Genomic DNA, 16,023 nt, shown 5'->3' on the forward strand with positions numbered 1-16,023 from the left:
CCCGATCAGTTCATCCTACGCGTGCTGGGCGGGACGAGCTCCCGCTGAGGAGACCGATCAGACGTCGACCGACGCCTTGCTGCGGGCCTCGCGGATGCGGGCGTCGCGTGCCTTGAGCTGCGGCTCGTTCTCGCGGAACAGCGAGTAGAGCGGAGCGGCCACGAACAGCGTCGAGTAGGTCGCCACCAGGATGCCGACGAAGATCGACAGCGAGATGTCGGTCAGCGACTCCGCGCCGAGCCAGAAGGCGCCGATGAAGAGCACCGCGCCGACCGGCAGAGCGGCGACGACGGACGTGTTGATGGAGCGCACCAGGGTCTGGTTCACCGCGAGGTTCACCGATTCCCCGAACAGGCGGGCAGACTTCTCCCCGTCTTCTGTGGTGTTCTCTCGAATCTTGTCGAACACGACGGTGGTGTCATACAGCGAGTAGGCGAGAATCGTGAGGAAGCCGATCACCGCCGCGGGCGAGATCTCGAAACCGGCCAGGGCGTAGACGCCGACCGTGATCACGAGCACGTCCAGCAGGCCGATGATGGCCGCAGCCGACATCTTCCACGTGCGGAAGTAGATCGCCAGGATCAGGAAGGTCAGCGCCAGGAAGATGGCCAGACCCCACAGCGACTGCTTCGTGACGTTCTCGCCCCAGGCCGGGCCGATGAAGGACGAGGTCACGGCGGACGACTCCACGCCGTACGCCTCTGCCAGCGCTTCGCCGACCTGCTCGGTCTCCGCGGCGCTCATCTGATCGGTCTGGACACGGATGTCCTTGCCGTTGACGACGACGACCTTGGTGGCAGCACCCGGGACGACCGACTGGACGGCAGTGGTAGCGGTGTCCTGTTCGACGCTGTCCGGTGCCTGCACCGTGAACTGCGATCCGCCGGTGAACTCGATCGAGAACTGGATCGGGCGGATGAGCGGCACGAGTGCCGAGCCGACGACGAGGGCGATCGCGATGATGAACCACAGACGGCGTTTGCCGACGAACGGGAAAGAAGTCTTGCCCGAGTAGAGGTTGTTGCCGAACTCATTCATGGAAGGCATCAGGCGTCTCCCTCACTTCCGGCGTTGGTGGGTTTCTCGCCCGTGAGGGCCTCGGCACGCTTGCGCTCGGCGATCGTCTGTCTGCGATCCGCCTCGCCGCGGGAGCGGGCGTTCTTCGCGCTCCGCCCTGCGGAGGCCGTGGTGACCTCGCGGTACTGCGAGCGACTGCGGTATACGGCGCCGAGAGCCTCGGGGTCGAGACCGGAGAGCTTGTGGCCTCCCCCGAAGAATCGGGTGCGTGCGAGCAGTTGCATGACCGGGTGCGTGAAGATCACGAAGATGAACACGTCGATGAGGGTCGTGAGTCCGAGCGTGAACGCGAAGCCCTTCACCGTGGCGTCCGCCAGGATGTAGAGCACGAGTGCCGCCAGGATGTTGATCGACTTCGAGATGTAGATCGTGCGCTTCGCGCGACCCCAGCCGTCTTCGACCGCGGCGGTGATGGACTTGCCGTCACGGAGCTCGTCTCGTATTCGCTCGAAGTACACGATGAACGAGTCGGCCGTGAAGCCGATGGAGACGATCAGACCGGCGACGCCCGCGAGCGAGAGGCGGAAGCCGATGCGCCACGCCAGGATGCAGATGATGATGTAGGTGAGGATCGCCATCACCGCGATCGACGCGATGATCACCGACCCGAGCGCTCGATAGACGATCAGGGAGTAGATCGCCACGAGCGCGAGACCGATGAGTCCCGCGATCAGACCGATCTGCAGCTGCTGGGTTCCCAGGGTCGCCGAGATCGTGTCTGAGCTCTGAACCGTGAAGCTGAGCGGAAGGGCACCGAACTTGAGCTGGTCGGCAAGGGTGGTCGCCGACTCCTGCGTGAAGCTGCCCGAGATGCTCGGGCGACCATCGAGGATCTGCCCGTTCATACGCGGGGCGCTGATCACGTTGCCGTCGAGCACGAAGGCGAACTGGTCACGCGGCGTGAGTCCGTCGATGCGGTTCTGGTTCAGACGCGTGCTGACCTTGCCGAACGCGTCGGCACCGTCGCCGTTCATCGTGAGCTGGACGAGCCACGCTCCCGACTTCGGGTCACGGCCGGCTGAAGCATCAGTGATCGCCGTACCGTCGAGCTCGGCAGGTCCGAGAATGTACTTCGCCGACCCGTCGGCCGAACACGCGATGAGCGGCTGGTCCTTCGGCGCCTTCGCGGCGTTGTTCTCGGGGTTCGCGCAGTCATACGCCTGGAACTCCGCAGCCAGCTTGTCCGTGACCCAGGAGAGGTCGCTCGCGTCGGTCGGCTCGGCCGTCGGCGTCGAGTTCAGCCCCGGATCCGGGCTCGGGTATGGCGTGGAGTTGCCGTCCTCCCCGACGAACTCGTTGGTGGCAGCCGTGGTGTACAGCACGGGACGGAACTCGAGCTGAGCACTCGATTGGATCCGCTCCCGCGTCTGCGCGTCGGCCTCGCCCGGGATCTGGACGACGATGTTCTGTCCGCCCTCGGTCGTGATGTCCGCCTCAGCGACACCGGACGCATCGACACGCTGGCGGATGATCGCCGCGGCCTGGTCGAGCTGCTCGGAGGACGGAGCAGCTCCATCCTCGGTCTCCGCGCTCAGGACGATCTGCGTTCCGCCCTGCAGGTCGAGGGCGAGCTCAGGCGACCACGAACTCGCAGCCTCCCCGTTGCTGTCCTTGAAGACGTATACGCCCAGCGCGTTGATGCCGAAGAGCACGCCCGTCACGAGGAGCAGGCCGAGAAGGACCCGCCAGGCGTGACGGACGGGAGAGGATGAAGCCACGTGTGTTCAGCTTTCTGGAAAGACGGAGATCCGAGAGGCCGCGCCGGCCGCGGACTTACTTGTCGTCGGCGTCGCGCTCGAGGCGGGCGCGGGTCTCCTCGGGGGTCTCGACGGCCGGGGCGATCGACTCGTCGGTGACCTGCTCCGCGACGACCTCATCGGCCGGTGCGTCGACGACAGCATCCTTGGGCTCGACGACACGCAGGATGGCCTGGCTGTGGACGTCGATGATGGTGCCGGGAGCGATCTCGACGAGTGCCGGCGTGTCGAGGTCTTCGGGGTCGTACGCGACGATCGTTCCGTAGATACCACCCTGCAGGAGCACCTTGGCGCCCGGAACAGTCTTGGTGGCCTTCTCCTCCTGCTCGGCCTTCATCTGCTTCGTGCGCTTGCGCGTGTTGAAGATCATGAAGACGAGGAGGACGGCAAGAAGGCCGAAGAGCAGGAATTCCATGGGCATGGGGGAAGCGCCTTTCTCAGGTGCACGCTCCAGCCTTTGGGCGCGCGAAGGTAACCGGGAAGTCTTCAGTGATTATAGGTCATCCAACTTAAGCATCCCGTCCGGATGTGCCACGCCCAGATGCGTGTACGCCTCCGGCATCGCCACACGACCGCGGGGAGTGCGTCCGAGGAATCCGATGCGCACGAGATACGGCTCCACGACGCTCTCGACGGTCTCCGCCTCCTCGCCGACGGCGACGGCGAGCGTGCTGAGCCCGACCGGGCCACCGCGGAACCGCCGGACGAGCGCTTCGAGGACGGCTCGGTCCAGACGGTCGAGGCCGATCGGGTCGACGTCGTACAGCTCCAGCGCCGCGCGCACCTCCCGGATGGTCGCCACTCCCCCTGTATGCACCAGGGCGTAGTCGCGCACCCGGCGGAGCAGGCGGTTGGCGATGCGAGGTGTGCCCCGTGAACGGCGGGCGATCTCGGAGAGCGAGTCGGTCGGCAGATCCACCCCGAGCACGGCGGCCGAGCGGGCGATCACCTGCTCCAGCTCCGACTCCTCGTAGAACTCGAGATGACCGGTGAACCCGAAGCGGTCGCGGAGCGGGTTGGGCAGCAGCCCGGAGCGTGTCGTCGCGCCGACCAGGGTGAACGGCGACAGCTCGAGCGGGATGCTCGTGGCGCCGGCGCCCTTGCCCACCATGATGTCGATGCGGTAGTCCTCCATCGCGAGGTAGAGCATCTCCTCCGCGGAGCGCGCCATGCGGTGGATCTCATCGATGAAGAGGACTTCGCCCGGCACCAGGCTGGACAGGAGGGCGGCGAGATCTCCGGCGTGCTGAATCGCCGGGCCGCTGGAGAGCCGGAGCGGACGCTCACTCTCGTGCGCCACGATCATCGCGAGAGTCGTCTTGCCGAGGCCAGGAGGTCCCGCCAGAAGGATGTGATCGGCGGGGCGGCTCTGGATGCGCGCGGCGTCGAGCAGCAGCTGCAGCTGGCCGCGGACCTTCTGCTGTCCGACGAATTCACCCAGGCTGGTCGGGCGCAGGGCGCCTTCGATGGCGAGCTCGGTCTCGTCGGACGGCTCGCTGGCGTCGAAGGGGTCAGACACGCGCCTGGCCTCCCTGCGCCGGGCCGAGGAGGGCGAGAGTGCGTCGGAGCAACGAGGCGACCGATGCGCTCTCCGCTTCGGTGGCTTCCGCCGCCGTCTGGGCTGCGGCTTCCGCGGCGACCTTCTCCGACCAGCCGAGGCCGACCAGCGCCGCGGCGACCTGCGTCACGACATCCGTTCCACCCGAGGCGGCAGGCTTCGACGGCGCGGCGAAGGCCTGCACCTTTCCGGCGAGCTGCAGCACGATGAGCTTGGCCGTCTTGGGGCCGATGCCGGAGACTCGCCGGAACGGGGCGTCGTCCTCGGCCGTGACCGCTTCGGCGATCTGATCGCCCGTGAGGTGCGAGAGCACCCCGAGTGCCGACTTCGGACCGACGCCGGTCACACTGATCAGCAGGCCGAAGATCTCCAGCTCGCCCCGATCGGCGAAGCCGAACAACGACAACGAGTCTTCGCGGACGATGAGACTGGTGTGCAGGAGGAGCTTCTCCCCCACCACCGCCGTGTGCGCGACGTCAGCGGGGACGGCGACGGCGAACCCGACTCCGCCCACGTCGATGACGACCTGATCGGGTGTCGCATGCAGGACGACACCGTGCAGAGAGGAGATCATCCCCTCAGCCTACGGCGTCGCTCGTAGGTATGTTCGACCGACACGCTTCTCGGCATCGGCCCACGCGCGCTGTGCCGGAGTCAGCGCCCCCCGTCCGGGAGATGAGGCCCCACCGCGTCGCCAGGCGTGGCACAGCGCGATCGCCAGGGCGTCGGCCGCGTCCGCGGGCTGCGGCAGTGCATCCAGGCGCAGGATGCGCGCGATCATCGTCTGCACCTGCCGCTTGTCCGCGGCGCCGTATCCCGTGACAGCGGCCTTGACCTCGCTCGGCGTGTGGGTCGCAGCGGGCAGGCCGGACTCGGAGGCGATCAGCAGCGCGACGCCGCTGGCCTGCGCCGTTCCCATGACCGAGTGCGTGTTCTGCTGAGCGAACACGCGCTCCACAGCCACCGCATCCGGACGATGCTCAGCGATCACGGCGCGGATGCCGGCGGCGACGATCGCGAGGCGCTCGCCGATCTCCGTATCCGGCGACGACCGGATCACCCCGACGTGCACGAGCGTTCCGCGGCGCGAACCATCGACGTCGAGGATGCCGACACCGCAGCGGGTGAGCCCCGGGTCGATACCGAGCACGCGCAGAGAGGAGGTCACTCCCCCAGGCTAGGCGGCGGAGCCGACACAGGCGGTCCGGCGCGCCTACGCCTCGTCGTTCTCCAGCTCGGCCTGAACCTCGGGGGTGAGGTCGAAGTTCGTGAACACGTTCTGCACGTCTTCGCTGTCTTCGAGGGCGTCGATGAGGCGGAAGATCTTGCGTGCCGTATCTGCGTCGATCTCGACCTTGAGGTTCGGGACGAACTCGACGTCGGCCGATTCGTAGTCGATTCCCGCTTCCTGCAGCGCGCTGCGCACGGCCACCAGGTCGGTCGCCTCGGTGATGACCTCGAAGCCCTCGGCATGCGGCTCGATCTCCTCGGCGCCGGCCTCGAGCGCCGCCATCATGACGTCGTCTTCGGTCGTGCCCTCGGAGCCGACGACGATGACGCCCTTGCGGCTGAAGTTGTACGCGACGCTGCCAGGGTCAGCCAGCGTGCCGCCGTTGCGGCTGAGGGCCGTGCGCACCTCGGCGGCCGCGCGGTTCTTGTTGTCGGTCAGACACTCGATCATGAGGGCGACGCCGTTGGGCCCGTAGCCCTCGTACATGATCGAGAGGTACTCGACGGCCTCGCCGCCGATTCCGGCACCGCGCTTCACCGCGCGGTCGATGTTGTCCTTGGGGACAGAGGTCTTCTTGGCCTTCTGTACCGCGTCGAAGAGCGTCGGGTTGCCCGCAAGATCAGGTCCGCCGAGCTTCGCGGCGACCTCGATGTTCTTGATGAGCTTGGCCCAGGACTTCGCGCGCCTGGAGTCGATGATGGCCTTCTTGTGCTTCGTGGTCGCCCACTTGGAATGCCCGGACATATGTCTCCGCTCGTCGTATCCGCGTGAGCTCGCACTCAGCGCGTCGTCCATTCTAACGAACGGCGCAAGTGGAGCAGGATGGAGGCATGCGCAGATCGCGACACATCACTCCTGTCCTCCGCTCGTCGGACGTGCGCGACGGCGAGCCGACACCCGCCGACACGCTGCGATACCTCGTCCATCTGCCAGACGGCTACGACGCCGATCCGAGCAGGCTGTGGCCCCTCGTGCTGTTCCTGCACGGTGCCGGCGAACGAGGTTCCGACGTCGACCTCGCTGCGGTGCACGGCCCACCGAAGCTGGCGGACGACGGCCACGAGTTCCCGTTCGTCCTCGTCACGCCCCAGTGCGACGAATCGAGTCAGTGGGTCGCGGAGCTCTCGACGTTGTCCGCGCTGCTCGACGAGGTCTCCGCGGCGCACCGCATCGATCCGTCGCGCATCTCGGTGACAGGACTCAGCATGGGCGGCTTCGGAACCTGGAGCCTGGCGATTCGCTATCCCGATCGGTTCGCCGCGATCGCACCGATCTGCGGTGGGCTGTGGATGCAGAGCGCCGCGCCGATCCGCAGCCTGCCCGTCTGGGCGTTCCACGGTGACGCCGACGATGTCGTGCCGATCTCCGCCACCGAGCAGATCGTGACCGAGCTCCGGTCGCTCGACGCCGACGTGCGGTTCACGCGTTATGCGGGCGTCGGTCACGATTCCTGGACCGAGACGTACGACAACCCCGAGTTCTACGACTGGCTGCTCTCCCACCGGCGGAACTGTCACGACGCGGAGGGCACGGCACGATGAAGGCAGGAGCGGACCGTCTCCGGCCCACCTGGACGACTCTTCCTCCCTCGCTTCGCGCACAGATCGTCAGCGCTATCGGCGGTGACTTCGTGGGGGACGAACCCGCTCACGGCGGCTTCAGCGCCTCCTACGCGGGAGTCGTGACGACCACGGCCGGGAACGCGTTCGTCAAGGCCTGTGCCGCCGACTGGCACGCGGACTCCCTGTACTTCCTCCGCGAGGAGATGCGCACGCTCGCGCATCTGCCGTCCTCGGTCGCCCCGCGCCTCCTCGCCGCCATGGACGACTCCGTGGGTACCGCACTAGTGATCGAGGCGATCGACGGGTACCACCCGGGCCAGCCGTGGACCACCGAGGATCTGCACGCCGTGGCGCGTGCCCTGCGAAATCTGTCGAGCACCCCTGCGCCGTTGGAGATGCCTCGTGCAGAAGACCGCATGATCCCGGGTTTCACTCGTTGGAGCGAGATCGCGGCGGATCCACACCTTCTCGAAGCTCTCCCCCACGGCCTGTCGGAGCGTACACCGCAGCTGCTGCGCATCGAAGACGGATTCCGCGACGCGCTGCACGGCGACGTCATCGTGCACGACGACGTGCGCGCCGACAATATCCTGATCAGCGACGGACGAGCGCACCTGCTGGACTGGCCGCGCGCGAGGAGGGGCGCCGCGTGGATCGACCTCCCCTGTCTACTCCCGAGCATCGAGGCATCCGGCGGGCCGTCATGCGAAGAGGCGTGGGCGGTCTTCGAGGAACACGAGGCACCGCCGCAGAGCGTGCTCCTTCCGGTGATCTCCGCGTTCGCGTCGTTCCTCTGGTACCAGCAGGCACTGCCCGAAATCCCGCAGCTTCCCGGCCTCCGGGAGTTCCAGCGCGCGCAGGCGATTCCCGCCCTGCGGTGGCTCGCCACACTGCTCTGACGGGGTCAGGTACGCGCAGTATCTAGGCACTGCCACTCACGAGGACACGTCATGCGATCGAGTCTGGAGATCCGACTCGACGCGCACTCCGATCGCGGCGTGCTCTGCCATCGATCTCGTGACCGCCAGTCAACGCCTTGCCGGGCTTCCGACGCGGTGGGAGACTGACGCCATGGACGAGCGGGAACGTGCTCTCGACGCCGCCCACCGCCGTGCGACGGAGTTCCTGGACACCCTCGACGAGCGACCGGTCTGGCCCCGCGCGAGCCTCGACGAGATGCTCGATGCCTTCGGCGGCCCTTTTCCCGCGGAGGGCACCGATCCCGCACAGGTGGTCGAGGAGATCGCGACGCGCGCCGACCCCGGACTCGTCGCGATCCCCGGGGGACGATTCTTCGGCTTCGTCATCGGCGGCACCCATCCGGCCGCACTAGCGGCGGATTGGCTCGTCTCGGCTTGGGACCAGAACTCCGGTTCCTCGGCGTTGGCCCCGGCGACAGTCGCCATGGAGCAGGTCGCCGGACGCTGGATGCGGGAACTGTTCGGGCTGCCTGCCTCGGCGAGCGTCGGGTTCGTCACCGGTGGGCAGCTTGCCAACTTCACCTGCCTCGCGTCCGCTCGTCAGGCCGTGCTGGCCCGAGCCGGCTGGGACCTGGCCGAACTCGGGCTGCGTGAGGCACCCGCGCTGCGCTTCGTCGTGGGTGCCGACCGGCACGGCTCCATCGATCGCGCCGCCCGTTTCCTGGGGATCGGACGCGCAGAGCTGATCGTGATCGACTCCGATGACCAGGGGCGGATGAAGGCCGATGCACTCGAGCGGGAACTCCGCGGCGGCGCCGGCCCGCTCATCGTCTGCCTGCAGGCCGGCGAGGTGCACACGGGCGCCTTCGACGACTTCCGAGCGCTGATCCCGATCGCCCGGGCGCACGAGGCCTGGGTGCATGTCGATGGGGCCTTCGGACTCTGGGCTGCCGCATCCCCTGCGCTCCGATCGCTCACAGCAGGCATGGAGCGGGCGGATTCCTGGGCGACCGACGGACACAAGACCCTCAACGTGCCGTACGACTGCGGCATGGCGATCGTGCGCGACCCCGCCGACTCGATCGCCGCGTTCCGCACGGGCGGCGACTACCTGATGTACACGGGGCTCGATCCGTGGGACGTGACGCCCGAGCTCTCCAGACGCGCACGAGGGGTGCCGGCGTGGGCCGCGTTGCGCAGCCTCGGCCGCTCGGGCATCGTCCAGCTGATGAACCGGCTGCATGAGAACGCCGTGGCGATGGCATCCGGACTGCGGTCGATCCCCGGGGTCCACGTCGTCAACGACGTTGACTACACCCAGGTGATGTTCCGACTCGAGTCCGACGATGCCACGCGCGCCCTCGGCCGCGCCATCCTCGATGAGGGAACGGCGGCGGTAACCGGAGCAGAGTGGCGAGGCCGCGCGACGCAGCGATGCTCGATGTCGTCGTGGGCGACGACCGCCACTGACATCGACCGCACGGTGGCGGCGATCAGGGAACTGGTGCCGCACGCATAGACCGCGTCCGGGCGAAGGCCTCGGCCAGGGCGAGGAACCGCGCGTGGAAGCGCGTCTCCCCATCAACCTCGGGGTGGAAGCTCGTACCGATCAGGTTGCCCTGCTGCACGGCGACCACGGTGCCATCCGGCAGCGAGGCGAGCGCGTCGACGCCGGCCCCGACGCGCTCGACGATGGGGGCTCTGATGAAGGTCGCGCGCACCGTCGGCTCACCGAGAGCCGGGACGTCGAGGTCGGTCTCGAACGACTCGGTCTGACGGCCGAAAGCGTTGCGACGCACCTCGATGTCCATGCCGCCGAAGGACTGCTGCCCCTCGATCCCATCGAGAACCGTGTTCGCGAGGAGGATGAGTCCCGCGCACGTCCCGTAGACCGGGAGCCCCGCCGCGATGCGCTCGCGGATCGGCTCCTGCATGCCGAAGATGCGGGAGAGCTTGTCGATCACGCTCGACTCTCCGCCCGGGATCACGAGACCGTCGACCGATGCGAGGTCGTCGGGGCGGCGCACCAACACCACATCGGCACCGAGCCCCGCGAGCAGGGCGGCATGCTCGCGCACGTCGCCCTGCAGCGCGAGGACGCCGACCCTGGTGTTACCAGCCACGCTCGGCGAGACGGTGCGGAGCGGGGAGATCGCTGACGTTGATGCCGACCATGGCCTCACCCAGCCCGCGCGAGACCTCGGCGATGACCTTGGCGTCGTCGTAGAAGGTGGTCGCCTTGACGATCGCCTTCGCACGCTCGACGGGGTTTCCCGACTTGAAGATCCCAGAGCCGACGAACACGCCGTCGGCGCCGAGCTGCATCATCATCGCGGCATCCGCGGGGGTCGCAACGCCGCCGGCCACGAACAGCACGACGGGGAGCTTGCCGGTCTCGGCGATCTCGGCCACGAGCTCGTAGGGCGCCTGGAGCTCCTTGGCTGCGACGAACAGCTCGTCCTTGGGCAGCGCGGTGAGGGCGGCGATCTCGCCGCGGATCTTGCGGATGTGCTTCATCGCCTCGGAGACGTCGCCGGTGCCGGCCTCTCCCTTGGAGCGGATCATCGCCGCACCCTCGTTGATACGACGAAGCGCCTCGCCGAGGTTCGTCGCGCCGCACACGAACGGAACCGTGAAGCCGAACTTGTCGATGTGGTTGACGTAGTCGGCAGGCGAGAGCACCTCGGACTCGTCGATGTAGTCGACCCCGAGTTCCTGCAGCACCTGCGCCTCGACGAAGTGTCCGATGCGCGCCTTGGCCATCACCGGGATGGAGACCGTGTCGATGATGCTGTCGATCATGTCGGGGTCGCTCATTCGCGAGACGCCGCCCTGCGCACGGATGTCGGCCGGCACGCGCTCGAGTGCCATGACCGCTACCGCGCCGGCGTCTTCGGCGATCTTCGCCTGCTCTGCCGTGACGACGTCCATGATGACGCCGCCCTTGAGCATCTCGGCGAGGCCGCGCTTGACGCGCGCGGATCCGGTGGTTGTCTGCTCTGCCATGGGGAACTCCTGTCGGATGCACCGAAGTCGGGTTTGATCTAGATCAAACCTAGCACTGTCCGATTCGACCTAGAATCGCTGAGGAGGACCATGAGCGACCAGATCACAGGCACCACCGCATCGGACATCGCCGACAGCGTGCGTTCCCTGCGCGACCGCGGAATCCTCCACGCGGGCGCCGTGCTCCCCCCGGTGCGAGAGCTCGCGGCCACCCTCGGCGTCAACCGGAACACAGCCGTCGCCGCGTATCGGCAGCTCGCCCAGGCGGGCCTCGTGATCTCCCGTGGGCGCGCCGGAACCATCGTCGCCGGCCTCGAAGCCGTGGCCCAGGAGGGGTACGCCCCCGACACCGTGCTCCGCGACATCGGCACCGGAAACCCCGACCCGCGCCTCATCCCTGATCCGGCACCGGCGCTGATGACCATCGCCTCGCGCCCGGTGCTCTACGGCGAGCCCGTGATAGATCGCGGGCTCGAGGAGTGGTCCAGGCGCTGGATCTCTGCCGACCTCGGTGACGTCGACTTCCGCATCACGATCACCAGCGGCGCGGTCGATGCCGTCGAGCGGCTGCTGGCCCAGGCTCTGATGCGTGATGACGCCGTCGCCCTCGAAGACCCCTGTTTCCTGGCGAGCATCCACACGGTGCGGCTGGGCGGATACCGGGCGGTTCCGGTGCCGGTCGATGCGGAGGGCATGACCGTCGACGGCCTGCGTTCCGCACTGGAGGCGGGTGTACGAGCCATCATCTGCACGCCGCGGGCGCAGAATCCGACCGGGGCCAGCCTCACCGCGTCGCGCGCTGCAGAACTCCGTGCCGTGCTCGCCGATCACCCCTACGTGCTGATCATCGAAGACGACCACTTCTCGATGCTCTCGCAACGGCCGTACGAATCACTCATCGGACCAGACCACCGCCGTTTCGCGCTCGTGCGCTCCGTCTCGAAGTTCCTGGGTCCGGACATGTGCCTCGCCATCGCCGCGACGGACGCCGAGACCGCCGAACGCCTGGCCATGCGGTTGAGCCCCGGCACCACCTGGGTCAGCCACCTGCTGCAGCGTCTGGCGCTCACCCAGTTGACCGACGAGAAGGTGATGGCCGAAGTTGCTGCGGCCGCCGCGCACTATGCCGAGCGGAACGACGCGTTCGCCGCACGACTGCGCGCGAACGGCATCGATGCGGCGGTGTCCGACGGCATGAGCCTGTGGGTCCAGTTCCCCCAGGCCGCGCGCACGGTCGCCGACCGACTCATGCGCCGTGGATGGCTCGCGCGCACCGGGGACGACTTCGCTCTCGACGAGAAGGCAGCGCCCTCGCACCATCTGCGCCTGACCGTGCACGACCTCTCCGACGATGAGGCCGAATCCCTCGTCGCAGACCTCGTCGCCGCCGGGCGATGACCATCCGTCGCGGGCACCAGCCCGCCCTGAACGAAAGAGTCGGAGAATGAAGATCCTCTCCATCCAGTCAGCCGTGGCCTACGGGCATGTGGGCAACTCCGCCGCCGTGTTCCCGCTGCAGCGCATCGGCGTCGAGGTGCTCCCGGTCTACACGGTGAACTTCTCGAACCACACCGGTTACGGCGCCTGGCGCGGACCGATGATCGCTCCCGACGACGTGCGCGAGGTCATCACCGGCATCGAGGAGCGCGGCGTCTTCGGTCAGATCGACGCACTCCTCAGCGGCTACCAGGGCGGCGAGGGCATCGGCGACGTGATCATCGACGCCGTCATGCGCGTCAAGGCCGCGAACCCGAACGCCGTCTACGCGTGCGACCCGGTCATGGGCAACGCGAAGTCCGGCTGCTTCGTCGCCCCGGCCATCCCGGCGCTGCTGCGCGAGCGTGTCGTTCCAGTGGCGGACATCATCACGCCGAACCAGTTCGAGCTCGGCTTCCTCACCGACACCGAGCCGGACACGCTGGAGTCCACTCTCGCGTCGGTCGATCTCGCCCATGCGATGGGTCCGCGCACCGTGCTCGTGACGAGTGTCGAGCGCCCCGACCGCGAGGAGGGCACCATCGAGATGCTCGCCGCCGACGGGGACGGCGCCTGGATCGTGCAGACCCCGCATCTGCCGATGAAGGCGAACGGCTCGGGCGATGTGACCGCCGCACTGTTCACCGCGCACTACGTCGAGACCGGCAGCGCGAAGATCGCTCTCGAGCGCACGGCCTCCAGCGTGTACGACCTGCTCAAGGCGACACTCGAGTCGGGTGAACGCGAACTGCAGCTCGTCGAGGCGCAGGAGTACTACGCCCACCCGCGGATGCAGTTCACCGCGCGTCAGGTACGCTGAGCCCGCCTTCCCCCTCGCCGCACCGCTCGCTCGACGGCCGCCCGCCGCTTCAGCGAGCGTTGAGAGACGAAGGCGCCGGCCTCAGTGGCCGGATTCCGGCCAGGCGTTCGCCACGGCCTCGCGCACTTCGCCCAGGAGCTGCGGGAGGGCCTTCGTCTTCGCGATGATGGGGAAGAAGTTCGCATCCGACGTCCATCGCGGCACCACGTGCTGGTGCAGGTGGGCGTCGACACCCGCTCCCGCCACCGCACCTTGGTTCATGCCCAGGTTGAAGCCGTCGCAGCGCGACACCTCCCGCAGGACCCGCATCGCCGTCTGCGTCAGTGCGCCGATCTCGGCGACCTCTTGCGGCGTCGCCTGGTCGTAGGTGGCGATGTGGCGGTAGGGGCAGACCAGCAGATGGCCCGAGTTGTACGGGAAGAGGTTGAGCAGCACATAGGCCGTCTCGCCGCGAGCGACAACCAATCGTTCGGCGTCAGGGAACTTCGGCGCCTCGCAGAACGGGCACTCCTCGCGCAGCGGCTCCGGCCCCGCCTGGATGTACGCCATCCGGTGCGGGGTCCACAGCCGCTGGAACTCGTCGGGCACGCCGGCGAGGCGTCCGGCGTCCTCCAGCGGCTGCTCCCCCACGGTCACGCCAGGTCCCCTGCCTTCAGCACGAGGGCGTGGGTGTCGATGGCGGCACTGATCCGGCGCACCGCGTCCGCGACAGGGACGCCGTTCTCCTGCGTGCCGTCACGGAAGCGGAACGACACCGTTCCCGCGGCACGATCCTGCTCGCCGACGATGAGGATGACGGGCACCTTCGCCGTCGTGTGGGTGCGGATCTTCTTCTGCATACGGTCATCCGAGTGGTCGACGTCGGCCCGGGCGCCCGCAGCGCGCAACTGCCCGATGACGTCGTCCAGATAATCGCCGTACTGCTCGGCGACCGGGACGCCGACTACCTGGCTGGGTGCGAGCCAGAGCGGGAAGTCGCCGGCGTAGTGCTCGAGGAGGATCGCGAAGAAGCGCTCGACGGAGCCGAGGAGTGCGCGGTGGATCATCACCGGCCGGTGCTTCTGCCCGTCGGGTCCGGTGTACTCCAGCTCGAAGCGGTCCGGCTGGTTGAAGTCGAGCTGGATGGTCGACATCTGCCAGGTGCGCCCGATCGCGTCACGTGCCTGTACGGAGATCTTCGGACCGTAGAAGGCCGCGCCGCCGGGGTCGGCGACCAGTTCGAGGCCGGACTCGATCGCGACCTCACGCAGCGTGTCGATCGCCGTCGACCACTGCTCCGGCTCACCGAGGAACTTCGGGTTCCCCTCCTCATTCGTCGACAGCTCGAGGTAGAAGTCGTTGAGGCCGTAGTCGCGGAGCAGGTCGAGGACGAGGTTCAGGTTGGTGGTGAGCTCCTCCTTGACCTGGTCCTGAGCGACGTAGATGTGGGCGTCGTCCTGGGTCAGACCACGCACTCGGGTCAGCCCGGAGAGCGTGCCGCTCTTCTCGTAGCGGTAGACCGTCCCGAACTCGGCCAGACGCAGCGGCAGCTCGCGGTAGGAGCGCCCGCGCGAACGGAAGATGAGGTTGTGGAACGGGCAGTTCATCGGCTTCAGGTAGTAGTCCTGCCCCTGACGCGTGACGTTCCCCTCCTCGTCGACGATCTCGTCGAGGTGCATCGGCGGGAACATGCCGTCGGCATAGGTCTGCAGGTGGCCCGACGTCATGAAGAGGTCCTTCTTCGTGATGTGCGGGCTGTTCACGAGGTCGTACCCGTTGCGCAGCAGGTGCCTGCGCAGGTTCTCCTCGATCTCGTAGCGGATGATGCCGCCCTTGGGATGGAACACAGCGAGTCCGGAGCCGATCTCGTCGGGGAACGAGAACAGGTCCATCTCGGCACCGAGCTTGCGGTGGTCACGACGCTCCGCCTCGGCGATGCGCTCCTGGTAGGCGCGCAGCTCGTCCTTGGTCGGCCAGGCCGTGCCGTAGATGCGCTGCAGCTGCGGGTTCTTCTCGCTGCCGCGCCAGTATGCGGCGGCGATACGGGTGAGGTCCCAGCCGTTCCCGATCATGCGCGTGTTGGGGAGGTGCGGGCCGCGGCAGAGGTCCTTCCAGACGACCTCTCCGTCACGGGTGGTGTTGTCGTAGATCGTCAGCTCGCCTTCGCCGACCTCGACGGAAGCGCCTTCGGCGGCTTCCTTCCCACCCTTGAGACCGATGAGTTCCAGCTTGAACGGCTCGTTCGCGAGCTCGGAGCGGGCCTCTTCATCGGTAACGACACGGCGGACGAAGCGCTGACCCTCGCGGACGATGCGCTGCATCTCCTTGGTGATCGCCTTGATGTCTTCGGGCGTGAACGGGGTCTCGACGCCGAAGTCGTAGTAGAACCCGTCCGTGATGGGCGGGCCGATGCCGAGGTTCGCCTGCGGGTTGATGCGCTGCACCGCCTGCGCCAGCACATGGGCCGCGGAATGGCGGAGGATGTTCAGTCCGTCCGCGCTGTCGATCGTGACCGCTTCGACCTCGTCGGTGTCGGTGACGATCGTGGCGAGATCCTTGAGATCGCCGTTGACGCGCATCGCGACGACGTTTCGGTCAGTGAACAGGGCGAAGCCGTCATTCGGCCGGGCGTTTTCA

At 67.7% G+C, this 16,023-nt stretch carries 16 protein-coding genes; 5 read left to right on the forward strand and 11 right to left on the reverse strand.

Annotated elements, in window-relative coordinates:
* Positions 1–57: 57 nt before the first annotated feature.
* The 7 genes from secF to ACFVWL_RS16155 form a co-directional block, all read right to left on the reverse strand.
* A complete protein-coding gene (secF, locus tag ACFVWL_RS16125; protein ID WP_387184848.1) occupies positions 58–1,047 on the reverse strand; it encodes a protein translocase subunit SecF in 990 nt (329 codons plus the stop codon).
* Positions 1,047–2,795: a protein translocase subunit SecD gene (gene secD, locus ACFVWL_RS16130; RefSeq protein ID WP_387184851.1), complete on the reverse strand. Its 1,749-nt coding sequence runs from the start codon at positions 2,793–2,795 to the stop codon at positions 1,047–1,049. The genes secF and secD overlap by 1 nt, the downstream gene beginning before the upstream one ends.
* A 55-nt stretch (positions 2,796–2,850) precedes the next feature.
* Entirely contained in the window at positions 2,851–3,255 is a 405-nt protein-coding gene (gene yajC, locus ACFVWL_RS16135; protein WP_387184853.1) for a preprotein translocase subunit YajC, read from the reverse strand.
* 72 nt (positions 3,256–3,327) lie between these two features.
* Positions 3,328–4,353 carry a Holliday junction branch migration DNA helicase RuvB gene (gene ruvB, locus ACFVWL_RS16140; protein WP_387184856.1) on the reverse strand — a complete coding sequence of 342 codons (1,026 nt, stop codon included), beginning with the start codon at positions 4,351–4,353 and terminating at the stop codon, positions 3,328–3,330.
* Entirely contained in the window at positions 4,346–4,966 is a 621-nt protein-coding gene (gene ruvA, locus ACFVWL_RS16145) for a Holliday junction branch migration protein RuvA (protein ID WP_387184859.1), read from the reverse strand. The genes ruvB and ruvA overlap by 8 nt, the downstream gene beginning before the upstream one ends.
* 9 nt (positions 4,967–4,975) lie before the next feature.
* Positions 4,976–5,560, reverse strand: a complete 585-nt coding sequence (gene ruvC, locus ACFVWL_RS16150; protein WP_387184861.1) for a crossover junction endodeoxyribonuclease RuvC — start codon at positions 5,558–5,560, stop codon at positions 4,976–4,978.
* Positions 5,561–5,605: 45 nt separating this feature from the next.
* Positions 5,606–6,367 carry a YebC/PmpR family DNA-binding transcriptional regulator gene (locus ACFVWL_RS16155; protein ID WP_267418550.1) on the reverse strand — a complete coding sequence of 254 codons (762 nt, stop codon included), beginning with the start codon at positions 6,365–6,367 and terminating at the stop codon, positions 5,606–5,608.
* Between the two features lie 86 nt (positions 6,368–6,453).
* On the opposite strand from ACFVWL_RS16155, the gene ACFVWL_RS16160 reads away from it, so the two are divergent.
* The 3 genes from ACFVWL_RS16160 (at position 6,454) to ACFVWL_RS16170 (ending at position 9,624) form a co-directional block, all read left to right on the forward strand.
* The gene (locus ACFVWL_RS16160) at positions 6,454–7,164 is read left to right on the forward strand and encodes a dienelactone hydrolase family protein (RefSeq protein WP_387184865.1); all 711 of its coding nucleotides are present in this window, start codon (positions 6,454–6,456) and stop codon (positions 7,162–7,164) included.
* Positions 7,161–8,084, forward strand: coding sequence for an aminoglycoside phosphotransferase family protein (locus ACFVWL_RS16165; protein ID WP_387184867.1), 924 nt, complete (start codon positions 7,161–7,163; stop codon positions 8,082–8,084). Before ACFVWL_RS16160 ends, ACFVWL_RS16165 begins: the two co-directional genes overlap by 4 nt.
* A 172-nt stretch (positions 8,085–8,256) precedes the next feature.
* Entirely contained in the window at positions 8,257–9,624 is a 1,368-nt protein-coding gene (locus tag ACFVWL_RS16170) for a pyridoxal phosphate-dependent decarboxylase family protein (RefSeq protein WP_387184869.1), read from the forward strand.
* Here the strand turns inward: ACFVWL_RS16170 and pdxT are convergent.
* Together pdxT and pdxS are read right to left on the reverse strand one after the other, a co-directional pair.
* Complete coding sequence (gene pdxT, locus ACFVWL_RS16175) at positions 9,599–10,228, reverse strand: pyridoxal 5'-phosphate synthase glutaminase subunit PdxT (protein WP_387184872.1); 630 nt, start codon at positions 10,226–10,228, stop codon at positions 9,599–9,601. The genes ACFVWL_RS16170 and pdxT overlap by 26 nt on opposite strands.
* Complete coding sequence (gene pdxS, locus ACFVWL_RS16180) at positions 10,218–11,111, reverse strand: pyridoxal 5'-phosphate synthase lyase subunit PdxS (RefSeq protein ID WP_387184874.1); 894 nt, start codon at positions 11,109–11,111, stop codon at positions 10,218–10,220. Before pdxS ends, pdxT begins: the two co-directional genes overlap by 11 nt.
* Positions 11,112–11,201: 90 nt before the next feature.
* On the opposite strand from pdxS, the gene ACFVWL_RS16185 reads away from it, so the two are divergent.
* A complete protein-coding gene (locus ACFVWL_RS16185) occupies positions 11,202–12,509 on the forward strand; it encodes an aminotransferase class I/II-fold pyridoxal phosphate-dependent enzyme (RefSeq protein WP_387184876.1) in 1,308 nt (435 codons plus the stop codon).
* Between the two features lie 46 nt (positions 12,510–12,555).
* On the forward strand, positions 12,556–13,407 hold the full coding sequence (gene pdxY / locus ACFVWL_RS16190; protein ID WP_387184879.1) for a pyridoxal kinase PdxY: 852 nt from the start codon (positions 12,556–12,558) through the stop codon (positions 13,405–13,407).
* Positions 13,408–13,488: 81 nt separating this feature from the next.
* Here pdxY and ACFVWL_RS16195 read toward each other — a convergent pair whose 3' ends face one another.
* Together ACFVWL_RS16195 and thrS are read right to left on the reverse strand one after the other, a co-directional pair.
* Positions 13,489–14,043 carry an HIT family protein gene (locus ACFVWL_RS16195; RefSeq protein ID WP_387184881.1) on the reverse strand — a complete coding sequence of 185 codons (555 nt, stop codon included), beginning with the start codon at positions 14,041–14,043 and terminating at the stop codon, positions 13,489–13,491.
* On the reverse strand, positions 14,040–15,965 hold the full coding sequence (gene thrS / locus ACFVWL_RS16200) for a threonine--tRNA ligase (protein WP_387185341.1): 1,926 nt from the start codon (positions 15,963–15,965) through the stop codon (positions 14,040–14,042). Before thrS ends, ACFVWL_RS16195 begins: the two co-directional genes overlap by 4 nt.
* Between the last annotated feature and the right edge of the window lie 58 nt (positions 15,966–16,023).

This window comes from Microbacterium sp. NPDC058269 (assembly GCF_042881445.1).
GTDB lineage: Bacteria > Actinomycetota > Actinomycetes > Actinomycetales > Microbacteriaceae > Microbacterium.

Excerpts from the sequence above, each read along its gene's own strand:
- yajC (WP_387184853.1), bottom strand. The coding sequence starts at position 3,255 with ATGCCCATGGAATTCCTGCTCTTCGGCCTTCTTGCCGTCCTCCTCGTC.
- secF (WP_387184848.1), bottom strand. The coding sequence starts at position 1,047 with ATGCCTTCCATGAATGAGTTCGGCAACAACCTCTACTCGGGCAAGACT.
- ACFVWL_RS16170 (WP_387184869.1), top strand. The coding sequence starts at position 8,257 with ATGGACGAGCGGGAACGTGCTCTCGACGCCGCCCACCGCCGTGCGACG.
- pdxY (WP_387184879.1), top strand. The coding sequence starts at position 12,556 with ATGAAGATCCTCTCCATCCAGTCAGCCGTGGCCTACGGGCATGTGGGC.
- ACFVWL_RS16165 (WP_387184867.1), top strand. The coding sequence starts at position 7,161 with ATGAAGGCAGGAGCGGACCGTCTCCGGCCCACCTGGACGACTCTTCCT.
- ACFVWL_RS16160 (WP_387184865.1), top strand. The coding sequence starts at position 6,454 with ATGCGCAGATCGCGACACATCACTCCTGTCCTCCGCTCGTCGGACGTG.
- ACFVWL_RS16185 (WP_387184876.1), top strand. The coding sequence starts at position 11,202 with ATGAGCGACCAGATCACAGGCACCACCGCATCGGACATCGCCGACAGC.
- pdxS (WP_387184874.1), bottom strand. The coding sequence starts at position 11,111 with ATGGCAGAGCAGACAACCACCGGATCCGCGCGCGTCAAGCGCGGCCTC.
- ACFVWL_RS16155 (WP_267418550.1), bottom strand. The coding sequence starts at position 6,367 with ATGTCCGGGCATTCCAAGTGGGCGACCACGAAGCACAAGAAGGCCATC.
- ruvA (WP_387184859.1), bottom strand. The coding sequence starts at position 4,966 with ATGATCTCCTCTCTGCACGGTGTCGTCCTGCATGCGACACCCGATCAG.
- thrS (WP_387185341.1), bottom strand. The coding sequence starts at position 15,965 with ATGCGCGTCAACGGCGATCTCAAGGATCTCGCCACGATCGTCACCGAC.